Here is a 24,844-nt window from a genome sequence, read left to right on the forward strand (position 1 = left end):
TGACAAGTACTGCAATACCTGTGACAACTCACCGCCCTATCTGCAAGAAGATTGACCCTTGGTAAATTATTCTACTAAAATAGCACATTTCCCTTCTAAATAATTACAATTATGATATAAAAATTACTTATATGGTTCTTGAGTAAGAGAACCGTGTGAAATTGTATTTATTTGTCGATTGAATAATTCAATTTCTAAATACAACATAGGAAAAAAGACCAAGAACCTCTTCATTTCGAAAGAGATCCCCAGCCTATATGTGATCAATGGATTTCATGAAAAATATGCTATTGATTCATTTAACAAAGATACATCTCTTGATTATTTAACTTCCCGGCTTCACTGCTTCAATTCGAAGACGCTTATAATCGGCATAGATTGCATCTTCTTCCCAAAGTTTCGGCACAACGATTTGGCTGGTTTCACGACAGATTTCCTGAATTTGCTCCTGACTCAAACCATCAAAATAGTCCCCTCCGAAATGGGCCAACCAGCCCTCTATACCCTGTTCACCATCCGTCAGTCTGGTAGGACGGTCATAGTGGTAGGCCTGCCGCACCAAAAATCCACATTGTTCCAAAATGTTGCTATATTGTCCGATCGTCGGGAAATACCAAGGGTTGCGTTCCGATCCAGGAATGCCAGTGTGTCGTTCAAACACTTCTTCTAATGCATTTACAATGATCTGCACATTTCCTTTGCCACCGAACTCCGCCACAAAACGTCCCCCAGGCTTCAAAGACTTCCATATACTATCCACTACAAGTCGTGGACTTCGCATCCAGTGCAGAGCTGCATTGGAAAAGACGGCATCATAAAGCTTGTTCGTCGCAAACTGATGGCCGTCCCCCTCCATGAACTCAATATCGGGAAACTTCTCTCTTGCACGACGAATCATGTCCGGTGATGCATCCATGCCAACTACCTCAGCCTGTGATATAGAAATTTCGTACGTCAAATCCCCCGTCCCGCAGCCCAAGTCAAGGATGTATTCCCCTTTTTGAGGTTGAAGCCATGAGATTAAACTTTTACCGTAACCCGATACAAAAGCCAGTTTGTTGTCATACTCATCCGCTTGCCATTGATTAATCGATTGCATGGATACCACCATCGCTTTCATGATTGATATCTTCATTGTGTCATAAGATGGTTTATTAATTAAATATATAAATTCTATTCACTTGATAGTTTATACCTATAAACGCTCGTCTCTTTTCCATAAACACAAATCATTTAACTCAAAGGCCTCCCTCTACTGCCCCTCGGGGAGCTTTTTTTGATGCCTGGAGGAAATTCCACTCTCCTTGCCGTCGAGACTGCGAAGTATTCCTACCGAAGCCTATGCTCCGACGAACCTTTGGGGTTCTCTTCCCCTGTACGCAAAAAAGCTTCCCATAAGGAAGCTTTTTCTAACGTCCCAGGAGGGATTCGAACCCCCGACCGACGGCTTAGAAGGCCGTTGCTCTATCCTGCTGAGCTACTGAGACAAATATGTATAATAAAAATACCGCGCGATTCCTATTATACTCTCATTTCTATATTTTTCAATAGTTTTATAAAAAAATTAATAATTGCATCGTTCCTCATGACTTGAACGTATTATTTTCATACTCAGGACAGCTACAGAATATGAATGCTTTAAGCAGGCAATATTGAGAATATTAAGCTCAGGGCGTTTAGAACATGGGCAGATATATTCAGGATGAGACCTGCTGGGTAATCATTTGGATACATATATTCTACTGAACCAAATAAAGGAGAGAAACCGATATGAGACAACTTTTATCAGCATTATCCTATTTTAGTATTTTCTTTGCCCCGTTCCTGTTCCCCATCATTATTTGGATTGTGGCCAAGGACAACTATATTGAGGGACATGCGAAACGAGCCTTATTCTCGCATATATTCCCGTTTCTTGCGGCAATCCCGCTGCTGTATTTCTTCGTTACCGCACACAGTCTGGGTTCCGCTGTCGGATTTGTAATTTTGTTCTTTGTCATTTATGCATTAAGTTTTGTGTACAATATTGTCAAAGGTATTCAAGTACTGCGTGAATATGCCTGAGCAAAGCTTCCAATCACGTTCAATTAAACATTCAAAAACCCGCCTTTCGAAAGAAGGGCGGGTTTCTGCATTCCGGTTACTTGTTTCCCTTAAGCCACGGATTTTTCTGGGCAGGACGCTTGCTGTTAATGGCGAGCACTTCCTCGGCAAACTCGGTATGATGTGCATAAAGGTTCCCTTTGTTTTTCTTGAACTTGGAAGCCATTGCTATCACCTCCCCGGAACTTGCATATAGTATGGCTCCGGGTAATTCCGCTTATCCTTTGCCGCTATCGGCATTTGTTGGAACGCCTAGCTTAACCTTGACCCACCAAATAGCGTTGAAGCGTCGGCCCCAGTAATCCAAAAGCAAGGAGCTCACTCTGAAACCGGGCTTTATCTTCTCCTGCTGTAATGCCTTCACTGTTCTCAAACGCCGTTTCCGTAGCATCTTCAAACGCTGTGTGCATATTGTTATTGTACCAATCCAGAACTGCATCTGAATGATTGCGTACAATTCGAACGACTTCAAGCGAATTCCCAGGCTGGGTAGCCGCAACGTATACAAGCAAAGACGGATCACCTGTATTTCCTGGCTGTACCTCAACTTCTGCACAAGACAATCCATCCACTTCGGTTAATCTGCGTATTTTGGCATCCTGAATGGCATACATTTTTTATCGCACTCCTTTGTCCATTTCATATACTTTGTTCGATCTGGTATCGGGTCTCTGGTGTTCCCAAGCGATAAATTTCCCGATACACCTGCTGTAATACAGCTTCATATGCGCGGTTTACAGACTCCTCCGGCGTATCCGGCCAAGGGAATACCATTCCTGGAAAGGCCTCTTCCTCTTTTTCCTGCATCAGATTAAGCAATCCCAGTAATTGTTCCGCCTCCTGAGGCGTTGCCTGGATCACCCATTCATACGACGTTACGTGCGGGTCAGGTATAACAGAGCGCCCCATGACAGATACATAATAGGTCATACTGTCCATTTGCAAGTTCTCTCCTTCACAGGCATGTTGAGGCCGTTGTCCCTAGATATAGTTTCCGAAGAGGACAGACATTTTATGCCTGCTTTCGGCATATATTTGTTACGACTTCTGACGAAAAAGACAACATTTGCTGGCTGTTAGCAACTCAAGCAGCCATACGGATGAATGACTCGACTAAGAAAGGATGAACAAACCATGTGCGGTATAACCGGCTTCATACAGTGGAATCGGGATTTGACCCAGGAATCAGAGCTGCTGGTCCAGATGACGGACAGCTTGTCGAACCGGGGGCCCGACGCTTCAGGTACATGGATCTCCAATCCTTGTGCGTTCGGACATCGGCGTCTCAGCGTTATGGACCCGGAGAATGGGGCACAGCCCATGCATGCGTTACAGGGAGACACCTCCTATACCGTCGTGTATAACGGAGAACTATACAATGCACCCGAGTTGAAAAAGGAATTGCTCCAACGCGGACACCATTTCCGCACACAATGTGATACGGAAGTGCTGCTCGCCTCTTATATTGAGTGGGGACCGGCCTGCGTTGACCGGTTTAACGGCATTTTTGCTTTTGCTATATGGGATGGCGGACGCGAACAGGTTTTTATCGCCCGTGATCGGCTGGGCGTCAAACCCCTCTTCTACAGTCATGCAAAGGATGCACTCGTATTTGGCTCAGAACCCAAAGCACTGCTCATCCATCCGGATGTTGAGGCTGCTGTAGGACCCGAAGGTTTGGCAGAAGTATTTATTGTCGGTCCTGCCCGGACACCTGGACACGGCGTATACTCCTCCCTTAATGAGCTCAAACCTGCGCATGCGCTTATCTACAACCGAAACGGCATTAAAACCTATGCTTACTGGAAGCTGGAAAGCCAGAATCACGAACATAATTTGGAGGAGACAGCTGCCGAAGTACGCAGACTGTTGCAGGATACATTAGAACGCCAATTGGCTTCGGACGTTCCGGTCTGCTCCCTTTTGTCGGGGGGATTGGATTCAAGTGCTCTATCTGCGTTAGCCGTGGATTATTACAACCGTACAGGTCAAGGCCAGGTCAGCACATATTCTGTCGACTATGTGGATAATGCAAAGCATTTTCAGGCGCATTCCTTCCAGCCTGGTGCAGATGGACCCTGGATTCAGCGAATGGTGGATGAACTGAAGACAGATCATCACTGGATTGAGATTGAAAACGGAGAACTGGTTCATGCGTTGACTCAGGCGATGGTCGTAAGGGATTTACCGGGTATGGCGGACGTAGATTCCTCTCTCTATCTGTTCTGTAAAGAAATCAAAAAAGGAGCCACCGTTGCCATCTCAGGCGAAGCAGCAGATGAAGTATTTGGCGGTTATCCCTGGTTCCATCGGGAAGAGATGCTGAACTCCGGTACATTCCCATGGTCTGTAGCACCTGATATGCGAGCAGGATTGTTATCCCCGGACATTCGGGAATGGATCAGACCACTCGACTATCTCGCAGATCGTTACTCGGATGCTGTAGCAGAAGTGCCTTTACTCGATGGGGAGACCGGTAAGGCTGCCCAGATGAGAGTCATGTCCTATCTGAACATCACCCGGTTCATGCCTACACTACTGGATCGGAAAGATCGGATGAGTATGGGAGCCGGGCTTGAGGTTCGGGTACCTTACTGTGATCACCGTTTGATTCAATATGTGTTTAACGTGCCTTGGGACATGAAAATGACAGGCGGACGGGAAAAAGGCATTCTGCGTAAAGCGCTGGAAGGTGTGCTGCCTGACGATGTGTTGTACCGGAAAAAGAGTCCGTATCCGAAAACACATAACCCGCAGTATCTCGCTTCCGTTAAACAGCAGGTGCTTGATATTCTGGATGACGCAAGTTCACCGATCTTGCCATTAATCGACAAAGCTCAAATTCGCAAATTGGCCTCCTCACCGGATGCTTCATCGAACCTGCCCTGGTTTGGACAGTTAATGTCGGGTCCACAGCTATTTGCTTATCTGACACAGATTAACTCGTGGTTGCGTACGTACAAAGTGGCCATTCGATAAACAAAGCTATCTTTTCTTTCTTAAAAGGGGTGCCGGTGAGCAGCATATCAGCTGTTCATCAGGCACCCCCCTTTGTCATACTCGATTTAATTATGTCTACACATCATCCCACTTTAAAATGACCCAGAGACTGCTGTAATTCTTCCGCCATGGACGAAAGTTCATTGGCAGCAGAAGATATCTCCTGCATAGCAGACAATTGCTCCTCAGACGTCGCGCTGACCTCTTCTGTGCCTGCTGCTGCATTCTGTGTAACATCCATGATTGTTTTCATGGATACGTTGATCTGTTCCACCCCGGCCGCCATCTGCTCAATAGAAGCGGATACTTCCTGGGTCTGTCCTGCTACCTTGCTGACAGCTGCACGAATTTCTTCAAAACTGTCTCCTGCTCTATGCACAAGGCTGATCCCTGCCTGAACCTCGGCAGTCACTTCTCCCATGGATTGGGCGGCATCACTCATGCCTTTATGAATAGAGGCTACCAATGTGCCTATTTGTTCTGCTGACCTTGCCGATTGCTCCGAGAGCTTCCGCACCTCGGTAGCAACCACCTCAAACCCGCGTCCATGTTCTCCAGCTCTTGCCGCTTCAATGGCTGCGTTAAGCGAAAGCAGATTCGTTTGCGCCGATATTTCGGAAATGGTTTCCACCATCGAACCAATAGATTGTGAGTGGTTACCCAGCTCTTCAATAACCGTTGCAAGACCCTGTACGGTCTGATGGATGGAATTCATTTGTTCCACAGCCGATTGCACCGAGTCATTGCCAGCTAAGGTTTTAGCCGATGCGTTCGTAGCTTCATCAGACATCGTTTGCGTATTCTCAGTAATTTGCCGAAAACCTGTGGATAGTTCATTAATCGTATGGAACCCATCGCTAACCATGCTCACTTGTGTATCCATACCGGTAGCAATCTCTTCCATTGTAATGGCCACTTGTTCTGTCGCCGCCACAGTCTGTTCCGTACTAGCCGTTAGCTCTTCAGATGAGGCGGCTACCCGATCCGCGTTATTACCCACCTGATGAATCAACTCGCGTAAATGAACCGACATCGTATTAAAGGATTGGGCCAACTCGCCAATTTCATCCTTATTTCGTACAATGATCGCCTCGCCAGTCAAATCACCTTCAGCTATTTGTCTTGCTGCTCTAGCAACAGAAGCCACCGGTTTAGAGATCAATCTACCCATAAGTAAAGCAATGGCAGCTCCCACAATGATCGAAACAATACCGATGATTACAATTGATCGGATTACCTTTTGAATCAGCTGATTGGCATTCACGACCCCTGTGTCCAATAAATCTTGCTGAACCTGCTCCATCGATGCCATGGTTTCTTCAAATTCAGATACGATTGCAGGTCCTGTGTTGAGCAGCAACGTTGTAATTTCACTATTTCGATCCTGTTTCTTTAATGCAATAACATTCTGCCCAAAGGCTAAGTAATCTTTCACACGCTGGTCGGAACGGTCCAGAAGGTCAATCATGGTTTGTGTTTTAAGACCTGATCTTAATTCTTCACTTATTTTACGGTAATCTTCATAAGACGATTGAAACAGCTGCTCATTAGCATCACTGGCTTCGGTCACATAGTTTCGCAATGCAACCTGCTGAGATTTCACATCAATAATCATGTTTTTAATCGTAAGCAGTTTATACGTACGTTCCTTGATGAGATCTGTATATGTTTTCTCTACGGAGATAAATTGAGTATACGAGATGACGACAACTGCCACCAATAAAATCAATACAGCTACAAAACCTAACAGTAATTTGCGACTGATGGATACTCTCTTCATGTGAATTCCCCCATATGTTCAGATGTTTTGCAATTATGTAGTTTTACTCCCGTGCCCTCCATTCTTCTAAAATTAAACTAGGACTTTTGTCGTTTTTTCTCCCGAAATTATGATTCCCAATGCCCCCGAACGACAATTTCTCCTAAGCCTATTAACCTATATGCCAGTAGCATGAATCTCCTATTTTTAAATAAAAAAAAAGACCTTACACCAGCACATTTTCTGGTGTAAAGTCTGTCAGTTGGATGACCGACATCTATTGATTGATCAGTGCCGGATTACGTTCAAGCAATCCACGGCCAAAGATATCCCTGAACGGAGAATCCTCCATATGAATATAACCGATATAACAGCCGCACTTCTTCATGCCACAAGGCCGATCTGCGGCCAAAGCCTGCAAACCATCTCGGTAGAGATGCCCAATAATTCGACGATCCTTGTAACACCTTTTTACATGCCCTGACCCTTGAACATAAAATACCTCCGAACCAGCGGAACAACGCTTGCCCAGACTCTCATAATCCCGCAGGTTCCCTTCAAACAGCGGATCAACGGATCGTAAAAATTCGACCTCTTCCATACTGTAATATTGGGGTCGATCTTTAAATGCATTGATCCACATATACACGTCATCAGGTAAAGCCTGCCTCATCGATTCAATAGCAGGAAATGCACTGCGCAATCCAACCGTCCCCACACTGAAAGCAAGCCCCATCTCTCGTAAAGTCAAACATTGTTTGACGAAGGAAGACTCCTTCGTCTCACGCGTGTGATAGGTCGCCCAGAATGCCGCTTTATCCCGATTTAATTCACGGGCCCAGTCCAGTTTGACAGACAGGTTGGTTTGAACTGCAATTTTGTCCACATGTGGCATATGAGATAGCTCAATCATCGCTTCACGATACCAGCGTCGTACCAGAGCTTCTCCATACGGGTTAAAGAAAATCGAAAATTGATGTCCAGCACTCTCCTGATCCCTCACCCAATTCACAAATTGACGCAGTTGCAGTTCATCCACTTCCAACGTCTCCTTGGAATCTACCGTTTTGCTAAACGGACAATATGGACAGTCGTAATTACAGGACGACAGCTTCCCCCGATAATACAAGGTTGCTCTCATGAGAACACAAACCCTTCCATTTGTTCACGAACCTCAGCGGAGATGAGCCAATCTCCAATAGCATCCGAGTAGCCCAATCCCTCTTCTGTCAGACGCAGCACCCGGTTTCCTTTATCGTCCTGCTTCAGCTCAGCCATGCCCTCAGACAACAGTTCACTCAACCAACCGTAGTCTGACAGGACTCCCGTTCCGAATCGCTCATCATAATCCGATAGCGCCAAGCCTTCCCGATGCAGCAGAGCTTTCAGAATAAAGCGGCGCTTCTGCTCCTCCCGGCTGAGTATAATGCCGTAATCGGCCACATCATAACGCTCGGTTGCCACATAATCGGCGATGATGCTTTGTGTAGCCTTATAACTAACACCATACTTGGAAGCATAGTGTACTTCACGGGTATAAGAGCGTGCACCGCAACCCAGACCAACCATGCCTTCTTCCTGACAGCTGTAGGGTAGAAGCTCTTTGCTTCCCGAAGAAGATTGTTCTTTGGCAAATCTGCGCATGGAATACTGGACATAACCCCGGCTTTTCAAAGTTTCACGCGCAGCCTTATACAGCTCCATCCGAATATCCGGTCCCTGACGCTGAATATCACCGGGTTTCACAATGGTATTCTCGCGAGTGTACAGTGGGTAAATGAATATCTCACCCGGTTCATATGAAAGGACACGTTCCAGCGAATACAGCCATGATTCCACCGTTTGTCCCGGCAGACCATAGATCAGATCCAGATTCAACAAAGGGAATTCATACTGTGTAAGCTTCTCAAGCGCTCGTTCCACTTCCTGTGGTTTCTGCGGACGGTAGATGGCTGAGGCTTCGGCTTCGATAAAACTTTGGATGCCCATGCTTACCCGGTCCACGCTCCGTTCTTTCATGATGGCCAATTTGGCTTCTGTCACAGTATCCGGTGACGTTTCTACCGAGATCGAAGCTTGCGTCGGATCGAGCCCCATCACCTGTTCCGCGATATCGAACAAGCGGTTCAACTGAATTTCATTTAATAATGTGGGGGTCCCACCACCGATGGCAAACCTCGAATAGGGTCTGCGTGATGTGAGCGGTGCCCACTGCTTGGCTTGCCGTTCCAGCGCATCCACATAACGCACATGGGTGTCATCACGACGATCCGGCAACGTAAACAGGTTACAGAATCCGCAACGAGCGGCACAAAACGGAATGTGCATGTATAAAAAATACGTTTCTGTATTCTCACGTTCCCACAATGGACCGAGTGGTAAAGGCGGGTTCAACTCCCGATATGCGGTCTTGTGGGGATACGAATATAAATAAGAGCGATAGGGGGAAGTAACCACTTCTCTGAGACCAGTAGTTGTATTGGGTCCGGACTCTGCGGAATGACCTACTGTCGTATGTTGAGATTGATCGTCCATCGGTTTCCTCCCTGTATCCGGTTTGTAGTTGTTGATGATATGAATCAATTGTTCTATAAAATAAATTCACGGTAAGGCACATTCCAGACAACATCATGCGCCAGCCTGTGCCCCTGATAACCATCCTCACCATACGCCGTGCCATGATCGGAAAAAGCTAAACAAAACGTAGGCCGTGAACGCTGCCTCATTGCATCAAACAATGGCCCAAGAGCCTGGTCCACATACCGAAGGGCTGCTCGCTGTGTTTCTACGGAGTCTTCTCTTGCACCCTCCACAAAATAGCGATTGGGCCCATGGATGGCAGACACATTCAGGAACAAAAACAGCTTTTCATCCGGTGTGATTTGCTCCAGCAGCTTCAAGGCATGCTGAACCTGATGCTCGGTCGATTTGGGGTTGGTTACGCCAAAATTCATCCGCCAGTAGCTTTGCTGAAAATAACCCGGCAGCACTTTGGCGAGTGGATTTTTCTTGGTGAAGAAAATGACCCCGCCAATACAAATCGTACGGTATCCTTCCGCTGCTAACCCGGATACGATATCCGGAGTGTCGAACAGCCAGGTATGCGGATGTGTCTTTAATCCGGTATTCCGGGAATGAAAAAGTCGTACGTGGGAGGCTTTGTCCGTATTGGCAGGTGTAGGCATGAAGCCACCAAAAAAAGCATGATGTGCCGCATAGGTAAAACTTCCCGGAGTATGACGCTTCTCCCAAGGACCCGTACCGCACAGGTTGGGGCAATTCTGTTCCTCCAGCTTGGCCACGTCATACCTTAACGTGTCCAGCGTAATCATTAATAGATCATGGGAGCCTACGATGGTGTTCATATCAGTCATGGTTGTAAGGGCTCCTTTCGCAAAAGTTCCATTTGCCATTCATAGGTTCCAAGTCCGTTATGCTGTACTCTGTACAACAAATCTCCGAACGGATTCACATCCAGAATATAAGCACGCGGTTCAGTTCCACCACTGAGCATCACATCAATCCCGGCAGACCATGAGTTGGGAAAGGCAGCCATTGCTGCTTTCGCTGACGTCTGAACCCCATCCATCTGCTGTTCATCCAGCCCCGCTTCTGCGGGCAGCAACCGCTCATTGCGCAAATGCAGATTGGTGATCGGTGTCTGACTAACCCGTACGATGGCATGACCTGCTTGTCCACCTGCCACAAGCTGGCGAATATCAAACACGCTTGAACCAAGGGATGCTTTTGCCATCCAACGTTCAATCTGGGCACCTTCAGCGCACAACCAATCCATGAGCACCGAAATTTCCGAAGTACGTGTGTACCTGCGCATCCGACCTTCATTATAAAAAATGAGATTTCCCTGAATCCGCTCCATTCCCACAGTGGTTATAGCGATTTCAGCACCCGTTCGCGGATTAATTTGATAGGCAACAACGCCTGAAGCCCCGGAGCCACACGCAAGTTTCACGAAAACCCGATTCATACCGGCTGTTTTCATCGCTGTACGTAGATCCGCATAATTGCGGATCGGCTCCGAAGATTGGAGCGTTGGGGGAACGTGAACGCCATGGGCAGTTAGTTGCTGCTGGCATCTCCTTTTATCAAACATGATCGCAATATCATTGGGATCATTCGTAAACCGGGCATTGGGCCAATACTCCAAGGCTTCATAGCGAATTCGTTCCAAACAAGCCTTCCAGCCACGAAACCATTGGTTGGGCGCGTAGATCCGCCCCCACTCCTGTTCAAGAGTGAGTGTCTGCGCTGCCGGAATCATTCCCGCAGAAGGGCCATCGATTAACGGAGATACATCATTCACAGCTCCAAGAAAGAGCAGCTCACACTCTACTTCCCATTCCTCACCAGGGGCATCCAGTCGAATAAGAGGTATACTATTCACTCCGTCAACTGGATCATGATTGGCATATGAGATCGACGCTGGTGAAGATATCCACGACGCTCCGTGCGTGTGTGTAGCCACTCGCCCTTCCAGACATTGCTGTACGGCATCCGCAATAGTTCCACCCCTTCTCCAGGTCTGTAGCAAACGGATATAGGGCAGCACAAGTGCAGGCTGTAAACCAAGGCGCTGTCTTGCCTCCTGTAGTCCAAGGGTACGGCGATTATTCGGGTTTCCAATTAACAATAAGGGCTGCTCCAGCGTCATATCCGAATCCTTAACTGGGCTTTGCAAATTTCCTTCCATTTCCGTCATGCCTGATATCATTTATTCCGTTAACGACGGATAACGCCAGTCATCTTCATCACTCTGTTGTTGCTCACTAACATCCACAGATATACCGGAACGTTTCCAGCGAATAAGCATTTCGTCCGTCATGTAGTGGTAACTAAGATTGAGATGTTTCAGTTTTTTGATCTTGTTGCTGGCAAGCAGCGCCTCCGCCCCTTCATCAGACAGCGTGCCCTCTGACAGATCCAGGATTTCAAGTTGATCCAGAATTGGTGCCTCAGCTGCAGCCTTTGCAATCTCATCCTGAATTTCACTGTCTTTCAGACCCAGGTATACAAGCTTTGGAAATAAGCCCTGTTCCAAAAGTGGAAGTACATCTTGCAGTGAGCCGTCGAATCCATAATCATCCACGCCCAGATACAGCTCAAGCTTACGCAATTCAGGCAACTTTGCCCGGGCAATTGAAGCTAACACGCTTTTGGGAAGACCACCGCAAATAATGATTAATTCTTCAAGCTTGGCATGTTCGATGGGTTCCAGACTTAGTCCGCTGCTGCCCTTCACTGTGAATGACTTCAATTCAGGGAAAGCAACCAATAGGGGTGTGAGATCCGTCTGAATAATCCATGAAACCTCGCATTCTTCAAAGCCCATATCTCCGATGAACAGTTTCTTCAAAGATGGAAAGCTTGGAGCCAGCTCGATGAGTGTGCCCATAAATTCTTCCGGCGAATTTTCATAGGCCTGTCCCCAGTCTCCAATAATCAGGCTCTCCAGCGAACCCGCCTCCGGTTTGGCAGCCAATTCCCTGATCAGTGTTTCCATGCGAATACCGTCCTCATAATCATCATAAGACACCGTAAGCTTCACTTCTTGCATAAGCAAATCCCCTCCGTTTGAGTTCATTGATGATTCGTTAACTTGAATGTTAACCCATACGGTACAAGACTTGCAACTTCTTCCAACCCCAGTCCTAATGTGCTGCTCAAACGTGAAATCCCTGTATTTTCTTTATAGGTACAAGAACGTACGTTCCTATAGTTCCCCCTATAGAAACGGATTTTATTATAGGTCTCACGTACTGGCTTCATTAAGATTGCTTAGTCATGCAAAAATAAAAAAACGCTAATGGTTGGTGGGCCATTCCACAGGAATGACACTTACCTTCCATTAACGCTTTGATATTTAAGCAAGGCCATAATTCACCTTATAACATTCATATTCGCATAAGCCAAGTTTGAATCTCAGCCTTTCAGACTGGATACGAGCGCTCTCAGGGCATGCCCCCGGTGACTGATTGCCTGCTTTTGCTCCAGCGTAAGCTCGGCCATTGTCATCTCGTATTCAGGCACGTAGAAGAGTGGGTCATATCCAAAACCGCCACCACCGGCAGCTTTAGCTGTGATCCAGCCTTCCACCGTGCCCTCTGATTCATACTTGTCTCCGGTTGCCGGGTCATACAGCACCAGTGCACAGACGAAACTTGCTGGACTCAGAAGCGGTTGCTCCGTATCCTCACCGGATTTGAGTGATTCCAGCGCCTCAAGCAGTTTGGCATTGTTCTTCGCATCGGTAGCACCTTCGCCTGCATATCTCGCAGAGTACACTCCCGGGTCACCGTCCAACAGATCCACACACAATCCCGAATCGTCAGCCAGAACAGGCAGACCCAGAGCATCGCCCACTGTTTTGGCTTTCTTCCAGGCATTCTCCGCAAAGGTTACGCCATCCTCAACGACATCCGGCAGCTCCGGATAGTCGAACATGCTTTTGACCTCTTTGCCCAGCGGAGCGAATGCATGAGCGAATTCACGTACTTTTCCTGCATTACGGGTTGCGACAATGATAATTGGGCTATCCAGACTCATGTTAGGCTTCTCCTAATCCACGAGCACCGATCTTGAGCGCAATGGGACCGAGGACTTCTTTTTGACGCTCAATCATCTCCAGAATGCCCTGCTCACCCAGCTCCAGCATCGCGTTCAGCTCACGACGGTCAAAGGGTGCTTCTTCACCTGTTCCCTGAAGCTCCACATATTTCCCGCCGCCTGTCATCACGAGGTTCATATCTACCTTGGCTTTGGAATCTTCATCATAGTTCAGATCCAGCACAGGCTGTTCTCCAACTACACCCACACTTACTGCTGCAATGAAATCCGTAATCGGGAATACTTGCAATTTATACTGTTGGGCAATTTTGTTCACCGCGAGCGCCAGAGCTACAAACGAACCGGTAATGGACGTTGTGCGTGTACCTCCGTCGGCTTGAATAACATCACAGTCCAGTGTAATCGTACGCTCGCCAAGCGCCTGCAAGTTAACAACTGAGCGCAGTGCACGGCCAATCAGACGCTGTATTTCCATGGTGCGTCCAGTCAATTTGCCGCGGTTCGCTTCACGCTGATTACGGGTATGTGTTGCACGTGGCAGCATGGAGTATTCAGCCGTTACCCAGCCTTTACCCTGCCCTTTCATAAAGGGAGGAACACGCTCCTCCACCGTAGCTGTACAAATAACCTTGGTATCTCCCACTTCAATCAGTACAGAACCTTCGGCGTATTTATTCGTGTTAATTGTTAAATTCATCGGGCGCAGCTGGTCGCTGGTTCGTCCGTTAGATCTCATCATTTCTGCCTCCTACGACTTAAGCATCCTGTAATGTCGAGCTTGTTCACACTTTTACTAATCCCTTCTATTTTACCAAAGAGTTCACTTAAAAGCATCCTGTCCACCAAAGAGTTCTGTCAACCGTACATCAGACCGCTCTTTGTGACTTAAATTGGAATTTCATTGATATATTCAGGCTTCGATACTGGGGCACTGTAATCCCGGTTATCATCACTCATGACCGTCTTTTGCCCATTCCATTCGATCTGGACTTTAGCTTCCTTGCCAGCTGTGTTCTCGGCCGTAGTCAATACGACGGATTGCAGCAGTTCACTTGGCACGACGTCCCCCTCGGTGAACATGTCGTCTTTGAGTGCAACCGTTACGGTTCCATCCTCGGATGTTTTGACCGATTGCAGCTGCGTTCCACCTGTCATGACCTCTTCCAGCTCGCCACCTTTGGCTGGCCCCTTGATCAGTTCATTCAACGCCGCCTGCACCCGGTCTCCACCTGGTGTCACTAGACGCGTAACCGGGACATAATATTGAATGCCTGCTGGCGAAGCGGCTGAGAAATAAACGGTTACTGGGCTGCTGTTGGTCGTGAATGTATCACCCAAATCGAGATTAATGCCCACCGCCCGATTCAACGGTTCCGGCAGGGGTGTGCTGTTTACTGGCATTTGCGTTAACTTTTTGCCGTCTACCCATATCTGTACGTTCTGCACATCCGGTGTACCCGTGAGTGTCCAGGTGACTGCCTCCAGCATTTTTCGCTCGTTCTTGGCATCATACTTGGCAAAATTGCCGGAGAACTCCACGACTGCCAGCTTGTCATCCGAATGAATCGTTACGTTCTGAACAACGGTCCCCTGCGGGAGTACGCCCTGAAATCCTTCAGGCAACATACCTGCATATGGACCACCCGTCACAAGTGTATCCAGGGCTGTTTTGGGACTGCTAACGTCCGTGCCTGACGGGAGTGTCATGGATACCGGAGCTAGCAAACCTTGTTGATCCTGCAGATACACGGTTGTAAGTGGCAGCTTGGCAAGTGAGCCATTGCCTTCAGCCGCCTGAATCATGGCCGCTTCCTGAATCGGCGGCGGTGGATCAATGGCTTCGGAGGACTGTGCCCCAAACATGCCACATCCGGATAACACCACAGGAATACTCAACAGAGCAGCTGCAGAAGCTGTACGCAAATAACGGATCTTACTCATGATCACGTTCCCCCTCATCATTTTTACAGTTTGTACTACCATGTATACGAGCCTTTGCCCAAAAAATAACTACTTTTTAAACAAGCTCACCATGCATAAAGCTGAAAACAGACTTTCCATCCCCGTCGAAGGATAGCAAAGAAACCCAAAACGGTTAATAACGTATTAGGATACAAGTGTAGGGACATTGCTAACTTCAGAGGAGGAATCGCCCATGGAACATCCGGAGCAAGAAAAAATCCCTTACAGCCTGAATAGCCGCAAAGTGGCAGAGGCAACAAGGGAATGGCTGCACAAGCGGGGCGTTACGATCCCTGAGATCGCAGAACTGGTCATGATGCTGCAGAAAAAGTATTACCCGGGTCTTACGATGGAAGAATGTATCGACAATGTGGAGAAAGTATTACGCAAACGTGAGGTGCAGAACGCAGTCCTGACAGGCATTCAACTGGACTTGCTGGCAGAGCAAGGCAAACTCATTTCTCCTTTGCAGGAGATGATTGAAAATGATGAAGGGTTATATGGCGTGGATGAGATTCTCGCATTCTCCATCGTCAACGTATACGGAAGTATCGGATTTACGAACTACGGCTATGTAGACAAGCTCAAACCCGGTGTGCTTGAACGTTTGAACGACAAGAGCCTTGGGCCTGTGCATACGTTTCTGGATGATATTGTGGGGGCCATTGCCTCAGCGGCCAGCAGCCGGATTGCGCATCGCAAACAATCGGAGCTTGAAGAGGCTTTGGGAGAAAAACCTGTCAGCGATGATATCGTATAATTGGCATGTGTAACAGGAGTTGGAAATAACGAACCAAGTAAATTCAACAATCAGACTTCTTCTGATCATGACAAAAAGGCGGCCACCAGGCCGCTTCTTTTGTGTTGATTCACTTATTTTTGTAATACACTATTTCAGATTCTCCTGTCTTCCCGCTCCCGCCAATCGATACACCTCAGCCCATTTCTGTTCCGCTGCTGGCTTAGGCTGTACACGACTGGGTCCAATTGTAATTTCCGGGCCTTTGCGTTCTCGCAGCATGCCTCGAAGTACCGTGATACCAAGAACGCTCAAGCCAGTAAACACGTACATCAGACGCATAAGCACATTGCCTGAATCAGAGCCGGTAAGCATACCATGGAATAGTAAACCGATGAATACGGGATAAGACAACATATGGAACATAAACCACCATTTACGGCCAAGCTTGTTACGCAAATCACTGGATAGCAGTACGATCACCAAACCATAAAAGGATAACGTGCCCAGTCCGCTGCCAATCGGATGTACTGAAGCCGTAAACGGAATGAGCAGTTCACTCCATGTAAATGGACTATAGTGATCAATATATAGGGTTAACGCATGCACAAGTCCAAGTCCAAAGGCGAGCCAGGTCGTTCGGGTATGCCATTTAAACATGGCCGCTTTAGGTTTGCCTTTAGCCATGGGCATCCCTTGGGCAATTCCCAGAAATACCCCCGCAAAGAGCAGCAAATAAGCGGCGATCCCACTAATTCGAATGATATTCCACGTCGGCAGGTAATCTACAATCCATTGCGCCATAACCGGCTCCCCCATATCTGATAGACTTGTCGTTTATATAAGACTGAAGCGGTGATCCGGATCGAAACCAGGCCAGCGTTCAGCGAGCGTACCGGTATTTCCTCTAAAATAAGTGCTCCCATCCCGGGTCATCCACAGGACGTCATGACGATCGTAATGACGGTTTAACCAACCTACTGCATCGGCACTTCCCAAAATGCATACGGTCTTGGCAATAATCTCACATTGCGATGTATGCTGGCCCAGAACGGTACACTGTAGCACATCCGTATCTGCTGGCTCCATCTTCCGGGGATCAATTAAGTGATGTGAGAGGCTTCCGTCCGTATTCTGCCACTGTCTTCGTATCACTCCTGAAGTGGCCACCGCACCTTTCCTCAATTGAATTCTCCCTATCAGATCACGCTTCTCCTCATACGGGTCAGTGACTTGCACGGACCACATCGGATGAGATGTTGTTCCCCATGCCTGAATATCTCCACCTGCATTGATTAATCCGGCCGAAATATGAAGTGTACGTTGCAGCCAATCGGCGATACGCTCAACGGCCCAACCCTTAACAATGCCTCCAAGGTCCAGCTCAGTCCCAGGGTCCTTATGAACCATTCGGCTGCCTTCCCTTTGAATCCATCGTGGGCGGCTATAGTCATATTCGTCTCTCAGCATATCTGCTATTTTCAATTTTTTAATGTCCAATCTGCGTTCGGTTCCTGATTGAGGAAGTCCTCTTCTTTGTTGCAGCTGTTCGAAGCTGACATCATAACCAGAAGCCCGCAGAGCCTGAGAAATACCCGGCTGAAAAATCCCTTCCGTCTGACCAATATAACCGTATGCCAAACTTAACACTTCGTCCATTGCTGCGGAGATGGGCATCCACCCTGTGCAACGATTCAGACGATTCAATTCACTGTCTGCCACAAATCGGCTGAAACGCTGTTCCTGCGCTTCGAACCAATTCTTCACCATGGCTGCCGCATGCTCAGCCTCTTCCCGTCCTGCGGCTAACTGAACTTCCACGTTCGTGTTCATCGCCCGGAAGCGGAACTTGAGAAGACGGGAGACTTGCTCCGTGCGGCTCATGACGCACCTGTGCGTGACTGATAATTGCCACGACTATATCCGGAGTCAGTATCCTGATTGCTGTTCTGATCTGTTATCCAGCCACCCGACGACCTGCCTTGATTCGAACCGATGGCAGTGCTTCCATCCGTCGTTCCCTCATCCAGGATGTCACCCTCATTGGACGATGCATCGGAATTGTTATCTGTGTTGTTCGTCCATTCGTCCATGACATCATCCTGAGCATCTATCTGGGTAGAAGCTGTACTGCTTATATCGGTACCATTAGCCGCCGCATAAGCGACATCAAAGGCATCAGAAGTTCTTACATATTGAAAGAGTGCAGCCACGGTCAACGTTGCTGCCGCTGAGGCTTGCCATTTTCTCCATTGATTTCGTTTTTTCCTGGTCATCGCTCTTCCCTGCTTTCTCTGGCGAAGTTCATGCATTTATCATAGAAGTGCTGCCTTAAAAGAAGATGAATGAACGGTTAAGAGAGACTAAAGCTTTCATTTATTTGAGTCGTTACACGCAAAAAAAAGACTCTGAACAGGCAGTTCTCCTGGTCAAAGTCTTGTCATCCTCTAAGTATTTTCGATAAAAAAGAACACTCCGTCGGGCTGCTGCTCCTGTACAATATGCTCTCGCCGGATCAATTCTTGCAGATGCGCCAAAGTTTCGCTCATCGCAAAACGAAGCTGATGTGTTCCCAATCGGTCACCAAACATAAACACACAGATATCATACGCATTCGTCGGTGCTTCGCGGATTTGCTCCATCATCTTCTGTAGGCGCTCTTCATGATGAGTGAGCAGATGAACCGTTCGATCGGCAAAATGACCAAACGGATTCCGATGCCCTGGATATGCCACTTCTACATCCAAAGCCCCCAGTCGATGCAGCCCTTCCATGTAAGATAATAAAGGTTGATCGTCACTTCCCGGCTGCAAGCTGATATTCGGTGAAATCTGCGGCAATACGGCATCTCCACACAAGATCTCTCTGGAGTCCGGCGCATAGAAGGATAGATGCCCTGGGGCGTGACCACCGGTTTCTACAGCAAGCCACTTTTTCCCGCCCATAACCAGCCATTCACCATCTTCAATCGGTGTCACTACCGGAAGTGGCGTAATCTGTGAGATGAATCCCCCCATATGTTCGCGGATCTGCTGCGTCTTGTCTTCCGGCATGCCATGGCGACTATAATATTCAGGTAAAACTGTATTGATGGTTGCCTCTGTTCCCCACATGTAATCCGCTTCCTGGCGGGATCGTGTGGACATTCGAACAGGCACACCCGTTTGCTGCTGTATCCAGCCGGACAACCCCAGATGATCGGGGTGATGGTGGGTCAGTACAATCTGACTAATATCCTGAAAAGTTAAATTGAAATCTGCAAGTGCTTCGTGCCACTCCTGTTCCGTCTCAGTACTGCGTGGTCCCGGGTCAACAATCGTTATTGTTCCATCCGGTTCATGAAGCACATAGCTGTTCACCCAACGCAGTGGAAAAGCCATAGTAATCTTGACCCGATGCATGCCTGCTGGCATGGAAATGGATTCCGTTTGCTTCATTAATATTCTCCTCCAACTCTACTGCTCAGGCCGATGACCGACAAAAATCATCCGCGGCGATGCCTGCTCATCGTACTTTTCTTCATCATAACCGCCATGTACCTGATCCACCACGAGTCCTGCCTCGTGAAGCAGATCACGTAGTTGTTCGCGAGTGTACAGCTTGACGCGTTCCTGATAGATCCGCGGTTTTTGGCCCAATACGGTATCGGAGATGTGAATTTCTTTTTGCACAAATCCATTCTCGATCTTGCGAAACTCCTCAATATTCTGTCCTTCGCTTTCACGTGTTGAATGCTGCACCAGATGACGAGTCACATAAGCCGTGTTCATAAAATCAATAATATAGCTGCCACCTGGCTTCAGCATCCGATGAATGGCGCGTAACACTCTTAGTTGCTCTCCATCCTCTCGGAAATAACCAAATGATGTAAACAGATTGACCACGGCGTCAAATCCGCCTTTCAACGGAAGCTCACGCATATCGGCGTGATACCACTCTACACGATGTTCGGTGTCCATATTGCGTGCTTCACGCAGAAGCACATCAGACAGGTCGATTCCGGTCACCTGGAAACCAGCGTCAGCCAGGGCCAGAGAATGTCGACCCATACCACAGCACAGGTCAAGCACCTTGGACTTTGGCTCAAGCTTTAACCAATTGATCATTTTATGTACTTCCTGATATGCGCCTTGCACATCCCGATGTTTGTACACAAGAAGGTAGTCTTCTCCAAAACTCTTTTCATACCATTCCGTCATTACGTATCGCCCTCCACATGGTCACTGGCCCAACTATCCGTAATAAGCTGTTCTATCAGCCGGATCATATCTCTATAGCTTTTAGCCATTGTATCGTCTTTATCCTTCAAACTCAAAAATTTCCAAGGATCGTCCACATTGAACGGCCGGAAACCACACGATATAATGTTAAACATAGTCAGGCCCACGTAAATCGGTTAACTATACATAGAAGATTGATACAGAACCACTATGGCATTTTCACTTCATGAACAACATGAGACAACTGAAACATAACGCTAACATAAGAGGAAAGCAGCAGGAGGTGTTATTTATGATTCGGATTGGACTTACGGGCTGGGGAGATCAGGAGGATTTGTACCCCAACCGTACCAAAGCGAAAGACAAGCTCCGTCTGTATGGACAATATTTTACGACCGTGGAGGTAGACAGTTCCTTCTACGCCGTTCAGCCTCGGGACCGGATGGCACGCTGGGCAGCGGAAACGCCGGAATCCTTTGCTTTTATCGTCAAAGCCTATCAAGGGATGACCGGACACCTGCGAGGAAAACCCTATTTCACAAGCACCTCAGAGATGTATAAGGCCTTTCGCGAATCCCTGGAGCCTGTCATGGAAGCAGGCAAGATGCAAGCGGCCTTGTTCCAGTACCCGCCGTGGTTTGAATGCAATCGGGACAACGTCAATGAACTGCGTGAAGTAAAACTGAGAATGGAAGGCATCCCTTGTGCCCTCGAATTTCGTCATCGCAGCTGGTATGAAGAGGGCATGCGTGAACGGACGCTGGCATTTCTAAAGGAACAGGGCTGGATTCACAGCGTCTGTGATGAACCTCAGGCGGGTCCAGGATCTATCCCTATTGTACCCGAAGCTACCGATGCCGAAATGACGCTGGTGCGTATGCATGGGCGCAATGTATCAGGCTGGCATCAGAATGGTGCACCCAATTGGCGCGAGACCCGTTATCTGTATCGCTACAACCAGGAAGAGCTGCTGGAGTGGAAAGGTTATCTGGAGCAATTGCAGGAGCAGAGCAAAGATGTCTATGTGATTTTCAACAACAACTCGGGCGGCGATGCGGCTGCAAATGCTCAGATGATGATGGAGCTGCTGGAGCAGCCCGTGAAGCCCTTCCCTGATCGTACGGAGCCGGAAGAGGAAGAGGGTCCGGAGCAATTGGAACTGTTTTAACAACACGTTTAATTTGGAATCTTAATTGAATATTTCCATTCATAACGAAAAAAGCGGTAAGCCATTAAGGCTGTGCCGCTTTATTTGTCGTTAGGTTATATGCAGATGAACTCATGATTGCTGTACTAGCGTTGTGCAGCTGTAACCGAAGAGTCGAACGAAATCCGGCTCAGCTGCTGGTTCATTTTATGCACCTCAATCCCGGCCAGAAGCACAATGCCGATACCGTGCGTATCGTTCAGAATCCATCCCAGATCATCCCGGTAATAGAGTGCGGTAAAGGAGTAACCGGAACCCCGGCATACACCGTACACATTGCCTTTGTAATCAATGGACAGATGGGTCATACCCTCCCATCCTTTGCGTACCGCATCCAAGTAGGCCGCTGGCTGCTCCAGCCAGCCTTCACGAATACCGCGGGCATAGGCGTAGATGAACATGGACGTGCAGGAGGTTTCCTCATACGAATCCGGGCGGTTCAGCACCTGATGCCAGAGACCATTTTCACCTTGCAGCGCCAGATACCCCTGAGATAGATCCCGGTAGAAGCCCAGCAGTTCCGGCCGTTTGACGTGATCGCTTGGCAGAATCGACAGTAGTTCGGTTAGCGAAAACAGAACCCATCCGTTCCCGCGCCCCCATGGTATACCTGTCGCCCGTCCACGCACAAAATCATACACGTGGGACATGATCTGTTGTTCGGGAATATACAGATATTTGCGAAACATCAGGAACTGGTTGATCGCATCATCCCAATAAGAAGTATCTCCCGTCAACTGACCGTACCGCATCAGGAAAGGTGTGCTCATATACAGATCATCACACCACATCGTTTCCTGGCGCATCTCTCCGCTGCCACGAACACGGTAAAAGGCTCCGTCGTCCAGACGTTCCTGTTCATCCGTAATATAGCCCGCAATACGATCTGCGGTATCTCTCCCCCCACGAATGTCGCCGAGTTCCATCGCTGCCAGCAAAGTAGATCCAAACGAACCACAGTCATCCAGACTGTCGATCGCAGACAACTGATTATTAATTCCCGCGGCGCCGTACCCTTCCCGATCCCATAGACCATAACGGTCAAACGACGTACTCAGGCCGATATGGTCACGCACATACTGAACATAGTCATCACGTCCCAACTCCTGGCCAATCTGAAGAAGTCCAAGCAGGGTGACCCCGAGTGGATAATTCCATTTGCCATAATGGTTATTTTCCAAATAGGGACGGACACTCGTTTCAGGAAGATCCACATGCCAGTATACGCCTTGGGCTCCATCATCAAATACGGTATCTTTTACCACAATATCTTGGGGAGATGGTTCAGATCCTGGGGAAAATACACCCGTAAACAGCCACGCATCGTGGCATCCTGCAACCGGATGAGGTGGTCTTAATCTCCAGCCTTTCGTCCCTGAGGTCTTCGCATCTTCCAGTGTGAATCCCCACAACTCGCTCCCAGCCTTGGTTTCACCTTTCGCTACCAGATCAGAGCCACCGTATCGGCGAGGCAGTTCAACGCGGAAATTACCGCTTTGCCCAGCGGAATATATCTCCTTGCCATCAACGTACAGGGTGAGGGCACCTTCATGTTTTCCTTGCAGAAGAACAGGTGTCGATCCCGGTTGGATGACATCCAGTTTGGACCATGCGTACGCAACAGCAGGCTGCTCTGTCCCAAAGATTCTGGCGAAAGCTCCAGCCTTCTGTTCCCCTTCTGTCCAGTCCCTGCGCGGATACCAGGAGAGGCCCGTTTCTGCTTCAGTCATGCCATCACGAGGGAGTGATGATAAAGGTTCATCGACTGGTTCCGAGTACAGCCAACCCTCCTGTCCTTGGCGGTCCAAACCAGGTGTGAGGAAGTGCAGCGGGAAGTTTTTAAATGAGGCTGTTCCGTAGATCCCGCCGAATCCCACCTCTGTTTTTACAAAACAAAGCAGCACATCGTTCCAGCCATATTTCACGGAAATCGGAATCTGGGTTCTTCGCTCGGGAAATAACTCCTGCAACAGCTCCGATTTGAAAATCTCTTCTCCGTTCACATAGACCGTCACCGGACTATAACAGTTCAGTCCCGTATTTAACGTAGCCTCCTGTTGGCTCCACAACTTGCCCCATACGTACACGTACTGGCCTGCACGAGCCTCTTTCCACTTGGCATCCAGATTCAGATCATAACGATAATCCCCAAGTCTGCGGAAGCCTCCATGATGGTACGCTCGGAACAAAAAGGAGTGTTTCGGATGGTCCCCAATATAACGCTGTGCCACGGTAGTCAAAATATCCGGAATTGAATCATACACCTTGCCTGCAATCGCCTCGTTCTCATGAAAATAACGAATGATCTTCAGCTCCCTTCCTATACCTTAATTCGTTCGGTTAGTCGCAATGTCTCGCCAGCCTTCACTTCAACCACCTGCTGATCCGCCGTAAACCAGACAGAGATAGCCGATGGATTGTGGATAATCGACCGGTCTGCTGAACATTCCAGGCGTTTGACCGCTTTCCAGTAAGCAATCACTTCGATGTTTGTGGCGTACCAGATGTCATCCCGGCCGCCAATCTGCTCAGCAAACTGTTCAATAATCTGCCAATTGTCGTTATCATTGAATTCATAGCTGTGACCCCATACATATAACAGGAGTGGCGTACCTGTCTTCGTATGCTGGATAAATCGTTCGGCATGGGTTGCCAAATCATGGTTGTGGTGGCAGGTTGGATGCCATTCGAGCGGCCGCTCAGGCAGTGTGTACCTGCCGTGGGATTCAACCGTGCGTGCATAATCGATGCCAAGCCATTCGAGCTTGGTGCTGAGTGAACGGTCATAACCCCCATTCGGGTAGGCCATACCTCGCACCGGATAACCGACCAGCTGTTCCAGCACTCTCCGATCTTCCATGATCTCTTCGGTCAGCAGCTCATCCGGGACATAGGGCAATGTGGGATGGGTGACCGTATGTACAGCCACTTCATGCCCAGCATATAAATCCGCAACTTCTGTCGTCTCAATTCGGCCAGGCTTGCTCAGCGTACCGGAATTCAGATTGAATGTGCCCCGCAGTCCATGTTGATTGAAAATTTCCACCAGTCTGCGATCATGTACCACACCATCGTCATAACTGAACGTCAAAGCCTTCATCACGCCACCCGGGTAGCGGTCAAACTGGATACGATGTCCCATCATTTCTCCTCCCACTTGCTTCTTCAATAGCGAATGAATCACACTGTTTCTTCGTTATCGTGTAAATGTACGTTCAATTGCTTTTTTCCGGCTTTTCATTATCCTTGCTGTAGAACAGCAGATCAAC

Annotated in this window: 24 protein-coding genes and 1 tRNA gene; 4 read left to right on the forward strand and 21 right to left on the reverse strand. The window is 48.2% G+C overall.

Going from position 1 to position 24,844, the window contains the following annotated elements; translation table 11 throughout:
- Positions 1–325: 325 nt before the first annotated feature.
- Positions 326–1,135 carry a methyltransferase domain-containing protein gene (locus tag MKY42_RS26310; protein ID WP_339845905.1) on the reverse strand — a complete coding sequence of 270 codons (810 nt, stop codon included), beginning with the start codon at positions 1,133–1,135 and terminating at the stop codon, positions 326–328.
- 278 nt (positions 1,136–1,413) lie between these two features.
- Positions 1,414–1,487: transfer RNA gene (locus MKY42_RS26315), tRNA-Arg, on the reverse strand.
- Positions 1,488–1,770: 283 nt separating this feature from the next.
- On the opposite strand from MKY42_RS26315, the gene MKY42_RS26320 reads away from it, so the two are divergent.
- Complete coding sequence (locus MKY42_RS26320; RefSeq protein WP_053783120.1) at positions 1,771–2,064, forward strand: DUF4870 domain-containing protein; 294 nt, start codon at positions 1,771–1,773, stop codon at positions 2,062–2,064.
- A 76-nt stretch (positions 2,065–2,140) separates the two neighbouring features.
- On the opposite strand, the gene MKY42_RS26325 is transcribed toward MKY42_RS26320, so the two are convergent.
- From MKY42_RS26325 to MKY42_RS26335, 3 genes are all read right to left on the reverse strand, one after another.
- A complete protein-coding gene (locus MKY42_RS26325) occupies positions 2,141–2,269 on the reverse strand; it encodes a hypothetical protein (protein ID WP_256222456.1) in 129 nt (42 codons plus the stop codon).
- Between the two features lie 91 nt (positions 2,270–2,360).
- Positions 2,361–2,717 (reverse strand): hypothetical protein, encoded by a 357-nt coding sequence (locus tag MKY42_RS26330; RefSeq protein WP_064635807.1) that lies wholly within the window; start codon positions 2,715–2,717, stop codon positions 2,361–2,363.
- Positions 2,718–2,742: 25 nt separating this feature from the next.
- Positions 2,743–3,042: a hypothetical protein gene (locus MKY42_RS26335; RefSeq protein ID WP_090904398.1), complete on the reverse strand. Its 300-nt coding sequence runs from the start codon at positions 3,040–3,042 to the stop codon at positions 2,743–2,745.
- Positions 3,043–3,237: 195 nt separating this feature from the next.
- Between MKY42_RS26335 and asnB the strand changes: the two genes are divergently transcribed.
- Positions 3,238–5,082 (forward strand): asparagine synthase (glutamine-hydrolyzing), encoded by a 1,845-nt coding sequence (gene asnB / locus MKY42_RS26340; protein WP_090904399.1) that lies wholly within the window; start codon positions 3,238–3,240, stop codon positions 5,080–5,082.
- 103 nt (positions 5,083–5,185) lie between these two features.
- Here the strand turns inward: asnB and MKY42_RS26345 are convergent, their stop codons facing one another.
- The 9 genes from MKY42_RS26345 to MKY42_RS26385 all read right to left on the reverse strand — a co-directional run bounded on the left by MKY42_RS26345 (position 5,186) and on the right by MKY42_RS26385 (position 15,388).
- Positions 5,186–6,883, reverse strand: coding sequence for a methyl-accepting chemotaxis protein (locus MKY42_RS26345; RefSeq protein WP_339845912.1), 1,698 nt, complete (start codon positions 6,881–6,883; stop codon positions 5,186–5,188).
- A gap of 256 nt (positions 6,884–7,139) precedes the next feature.
- Positions 7,140–8,003, reverse strand: coding sequence for an STM4011 family radical SAM protein (locus MKY42_RS26350; protein WP_339845914.1), 864 nt, complete (start codon positions 8,001–8,003; stop codon positions 7,140–7,142).
- Positions 8,000–9,397, reverse strand: coding sequence for an STM4012 family radical SAM protein (locus tag MKY42_RS26355; protein WP_339845917.1), 1,398 nt, complete (start codon positions 9,395–9,397; stop codon positions 8,000–8,002). The genes MKY42_RS26350 and MKY42_RS26355 overlap by 4 nt, the downstream gene beginning before the upstream one ends.
- Positions 9,398–9,450: 53 nt before the next feature.
- Complete coding sequence (locus tag MKY42_RS26360; RefSeq protein ID WP_090904403.1) at positions 9,451–10,236, reverse strand: STM4013/SEN3800 family hydrolase; 786 nt, start codon at positions 10,234–10,236, stop codon at positions 9,451–9,453.
- Positions 10,233–11,582 carry an STM4014 family protein gene (locus MKY42_RS26365; protein WP_257031864.1) on the reverse strand — a complete coding sequence of 450 codons (1,350 nt, stop codon included), beginning with the start codon at positions 11,580–11,582 and terminating at the stop codon, positions 10,233–10,235. The genes MKY42_RS26360 and MKY42_RS26365 overlap by 4 nt, the downstream gene beginning before the upstream one ends.
- Positions 11,583–11,594: 12 nt before the next feature.
- Complete coding sequence (locus MKY42_RS26370) at positions 11,595–12,437, reverse strand: STM4015 family protein (protein WP_179263230.1); 843 nt, start codon at positions 12,435–12,437, stop codon at positions 11,595–11,597.
- Between the two features lie 365 nt (positions 12,438–12,802).
- The gene (locus tag MKY42_RS26375) at positions 12,803–13,426 is read right to left on the reverse strand and encodes an XTP/dITP diphosphatase (RefSeq protein WP_179263228.1); all 624 of its coding nucleotides are present in this window, start codon (positions 13,424–13,426) and stop codon (positions 12,803–12,805) included.
- A gap of 1 nt (position 13,427) precedes the next feature.
- Positions 13,428–14,186, reverse strand: a complete 759-nt coding sequence (gene rph / locus MKY42_RS26380) for a ribonuclease PH (protein ID WP_090904406.1) — start codon at positions 14,184–14,186, stop codon at positions 13,428–13,430.
- A gap of 146 nt (positions 14,187–14,332) precedes the next feature.
- Positions 14,333–15,388 (reverse strand): GerMN domain-containing protein, encoded by a 1,056-nt coding sequence (locus MKY42_RS26385; protein ID WP_063566699.1) that lies wholly within the window; start codon positions 15,386–15,388, stop codon positions 14,333–14,335.
- A gap of 214 nt (positions 15,389–15,602) precedes the next feature.
- On the opposite strand from MKY42_RS26385, the gene MKY42_RS26390 reads away from it, so the two are divergent.
- A complete protein-coding gene (locus tag MKY42_RS26390; RefSeq protein WP_076290808.1) occupies positions 15,603–16,169 on the forward strand; it encodes a phosphatidylglycerophosphatase A in 567 nt (188 codons plus the stop codon).
- Positions 16,170–16,298: 129 nt separating this feature from the next.
- Here MKY42_RS26390 and MKY42_RS26395 read toward each other — a convergent pair whose 3' ends face one another.
- The 5 genes from MKY42_RS26395 to MKY42_RS26415 all read right to left on the reverse strand — a co-directional run bounded on the left by MKY42_RS26395 (position 16,299) and on the right by MKY42_RS26415 (position 20,347).
- A complete protein-coding gene (locus MKY42_RS26395) occupies positions 16,299–16,952 on the reverse strand; it encodes a ferric reductase-like transmembrane domain-containing protein (RefSeq protein ID WP_339845930.1) in 654 nt (217 codons plus the stop codon).
- Positions 16,953–16,985: 33 nt separating this feature from the next.
- Entirely contained in the window at positions 16,986–18,032 is a 1,047-nt protein-coding gene (locus MKY42_RS26400; protein WP_179263224.1) for an FAD:protein FMN transferase, read from the reverse strand.
- Positions 18,029–18,424: a hypothetical protein gene (locus MKY42_RS26405; protein ID WP_179263222.1), complete on the reverse strand. Its 396-nt coding sequence runs from the start codon at positions 18,422–18,424 to the stop codon at positions 18,029–18,031. Before MKY42_RS26405 ends, MKY42_RS26400 begins: the two co-directional genes overlap by 4 nt.
- A gap of 171 nt (positions 18,425–18,595) precedes the next feature.
- Positions 18,596–19,585, reverse strand: coding sequence for an MBL fold metallo-hydrolase (locus MKY42_RS26410; protein WP_090904412.1), 990 nt, complete (start codon positions 19,583–19,585; stop codon positions 18,596–18,598).
- Between the two features lie 18 nt (positions 19,586–19,603).
- Positions 19,604–20,347, reverse strand: a complete 744-nt coding sequence (locus MKY42_RS26415) for a methyltransferase domain-containing protein (protein ID WP_339845933.1) — start codon at positions 20,345–20,347, stop codon at positions 19,604–19,606.
- Positions 20,348–20,660: 313 nt separating this feature from the next.
- Here MKY42_RS26415 and MKY42_RS26420 point away from each other — a divergent pair, with 313 nt between their 5' ends.
- On the forward strand, positions 20,661–21,536 hold the full coding sequence (locus MKY42_RS26420; protein WP_110001408.1) for a DUF72 domain-containing protein: 876 nt from the start codon (positions 20,661–20,663) through the stop codon (positions 21,534–21,536).
- Positions 21,537–21,661: 125 nt separating this feature from the next.
- On the opposite strand, the gene MKY42_RS26425 is transcribed toward MKY42_RS26420, so the two are convergent.
- Positions 21,662–23,839 (reverse strand): glycoside hydrolase family 88 protein, encoded by a 2,178-nt coding sequence (locus MKY42_RS26425; protein ID WP_339845936.1) that lies wholly within the window; start codon positions 23,837–23,839, stop codon positions 21,662–21,664.
- 56 nt (positions 23,840–23,895) lie between these two features.
- Entirely contained in the window at positions 23,896–24,720 is an 825-nt protein-coding gene (locus MKY42_RS26430) for a polysaccharide deacetylase family protein (protein WP_339845939.1), read from the reverse strand.
- Positions 24,721–24,844: the final 124 nt, after the last annotated feature.

It is taken from the genome of Paenibacillus sp. FSL W7-1088, assembly GCF_037969855.1.
Lineage (GTDB): Bacteria > Bacillota > Bacilli > Paenibacillales > Paenibacillaceae > Paenibacillus.

Coding starts and splice junctions, on each gene's coding strand:
- MKY42_RS26310 (WP_339845905.1), bottom strand. CDS start 1,135: ATGAAGATATCAATCATGAAAGCGATGGTGGTATCCATGCAATCGATT.
- MKY42_RS26320 (WP_053783120.1), top strand. CDS start 1,771: ATGAGACAACTTTTATCAGCATTATCCTATTTTAGTATTTTCTTTGCC.
- MKY42_RS26325 (WP_256222456.1), bottom strand. CDS start 2,269: ATGGCTTCCAAGTTCAAGAAAAACAAAGGGAACCTTTATGCACATCAT.
- MKY42_RS26330 (WP_064635807.1), bottom strand. CDS start 2,717: ATGTATGCCATTCAGGATGCCAAAATACGCAGATTAACCGAAGTGGAT.
- MKY42_RS26335 (WP_090904398.1), bottom strand. CDS start 3,042: ATGGACAGTATGACCTATTATGTATCTGTCATGGGGCGCTCTGTTATA.
- asnB (WP_090904399.1), top strand. CDS start 3,238: ATGTGCGGTATAACCGGCTTCATACAGTGGAATCGGGATTTGACCCAG.
- MKY42_RS26345 (WP_339845912.1), bottom strand. CDS start 6,883: ATGAAGAGAGTATCCATCAGTCGCAAATTACTGTTAGGTTTTGTAGCT.
- MKY42_RS26350 (WP_339845914.1), bottom strand. CDS start 8,003: ATGAGAGCAACCTTGTATTATCGGGGGAAGCTGTCGTCCTGTAATTAC.
- MKY42_RS26355 (WP_339845917.1), bottom strand. CDS start 9,397: ATGGACGATCAATCTCAACATACGACAGTAGGTCATTCCGCAGAGTCC.
- MKY42_RS26360 (WP_090904403.1), bottom strand. CDS start 10,236: ATGACTGATATGAACACCATCGTAGGCTCCCATGATCTATTAATGATT.
- MKY42_RS26365 (WP_257031864.1), bottom strand. CDS start 11,582: ATGACGGAAATGGAAGGAAATTTGCAAAGCCCAGTTAAGGATTCGGAT.
- MKY42_RS26370 (WP_179263230.1), bottom strand. CDS start 12,437: ATGCAAGAAGTGAAGCTTACGGTGTCTTATGATGATTATGAGGACGGT.
- MKY42_RS26375 (WP_179263228.1), bottom strand. CDS start 13,426: ATGAGTCTGGATAGCCCAATTATCATTGTCGCAACCCGTAATGCAGGA.
- rph (WP_090904406.1), bottom strand. CDS start 14,186: ATGATGAGATCTAACGGACGAACCAGCGACCAGCTGCGCCCGATGAAT.
- MKY42_RS26385 (WP_063566699.1), bottom strand. CDS start 15,388: ATGAGTAAGATCCGTTATTTGCGTACAGCTTCTGCAGCTGCTCTGTTG.
- MKY42_RS26390 (WP_076290808.1), top strand. CDS start 15,603: ATGGAACATCCGGAGCAAGAAAAAATCCCTTACAGCCTGAATAGCCGC.
- MKY42_RS26395 (WP_339845930.1), bottom strand. CDS start 16,952: ATGGCGCAATGGATTGTAGATTACCTGCCGACGTGGAATATCATTCGA.
- MKY42_RS26400 (WP_179263224.1), bottom strand. CDS start 18,032: ATGAGCCGCACGGAGCAAGTCTCCCGTCTTCTCAAGTTCCGCTTCCGG.
- MKY42_RS26405 (WP_179263222.1), bottom strand. CDS start 18,424: ATGACCAGGAAAAAACGAAATCAATGGAGAAAATGGCAAGCCTCAGCG.
- MKY42_RS26410 (WP_090904412.1), bottom strand. CDS start 19,585: ATGAAGCAAACGGAATCCATTTCCATGCCAGCAGGCATGCATCGGGTC.
- MKY42_RS26415 (WP_339845933.1), bottom strand. CDS start 20,347: ATGACGGAATGGTATGAAAAGAGTTTTGGAGAAGACTACCTTCTTGTG.
- MKY42_RS26420 (WP_110001408.1), top strand. CDS start 20,661: ATGATTCGGATTGGACTTACGGGCTGGGGAGATCAGGAGGATTTGTAC.
- MKY42_RS26430 (WP_339845939.1), bottom strand. CDS start 24,720: ATGATGGGACATCGTATCCAGTTTGACCGCTACCCGGGTGGCGTGATG.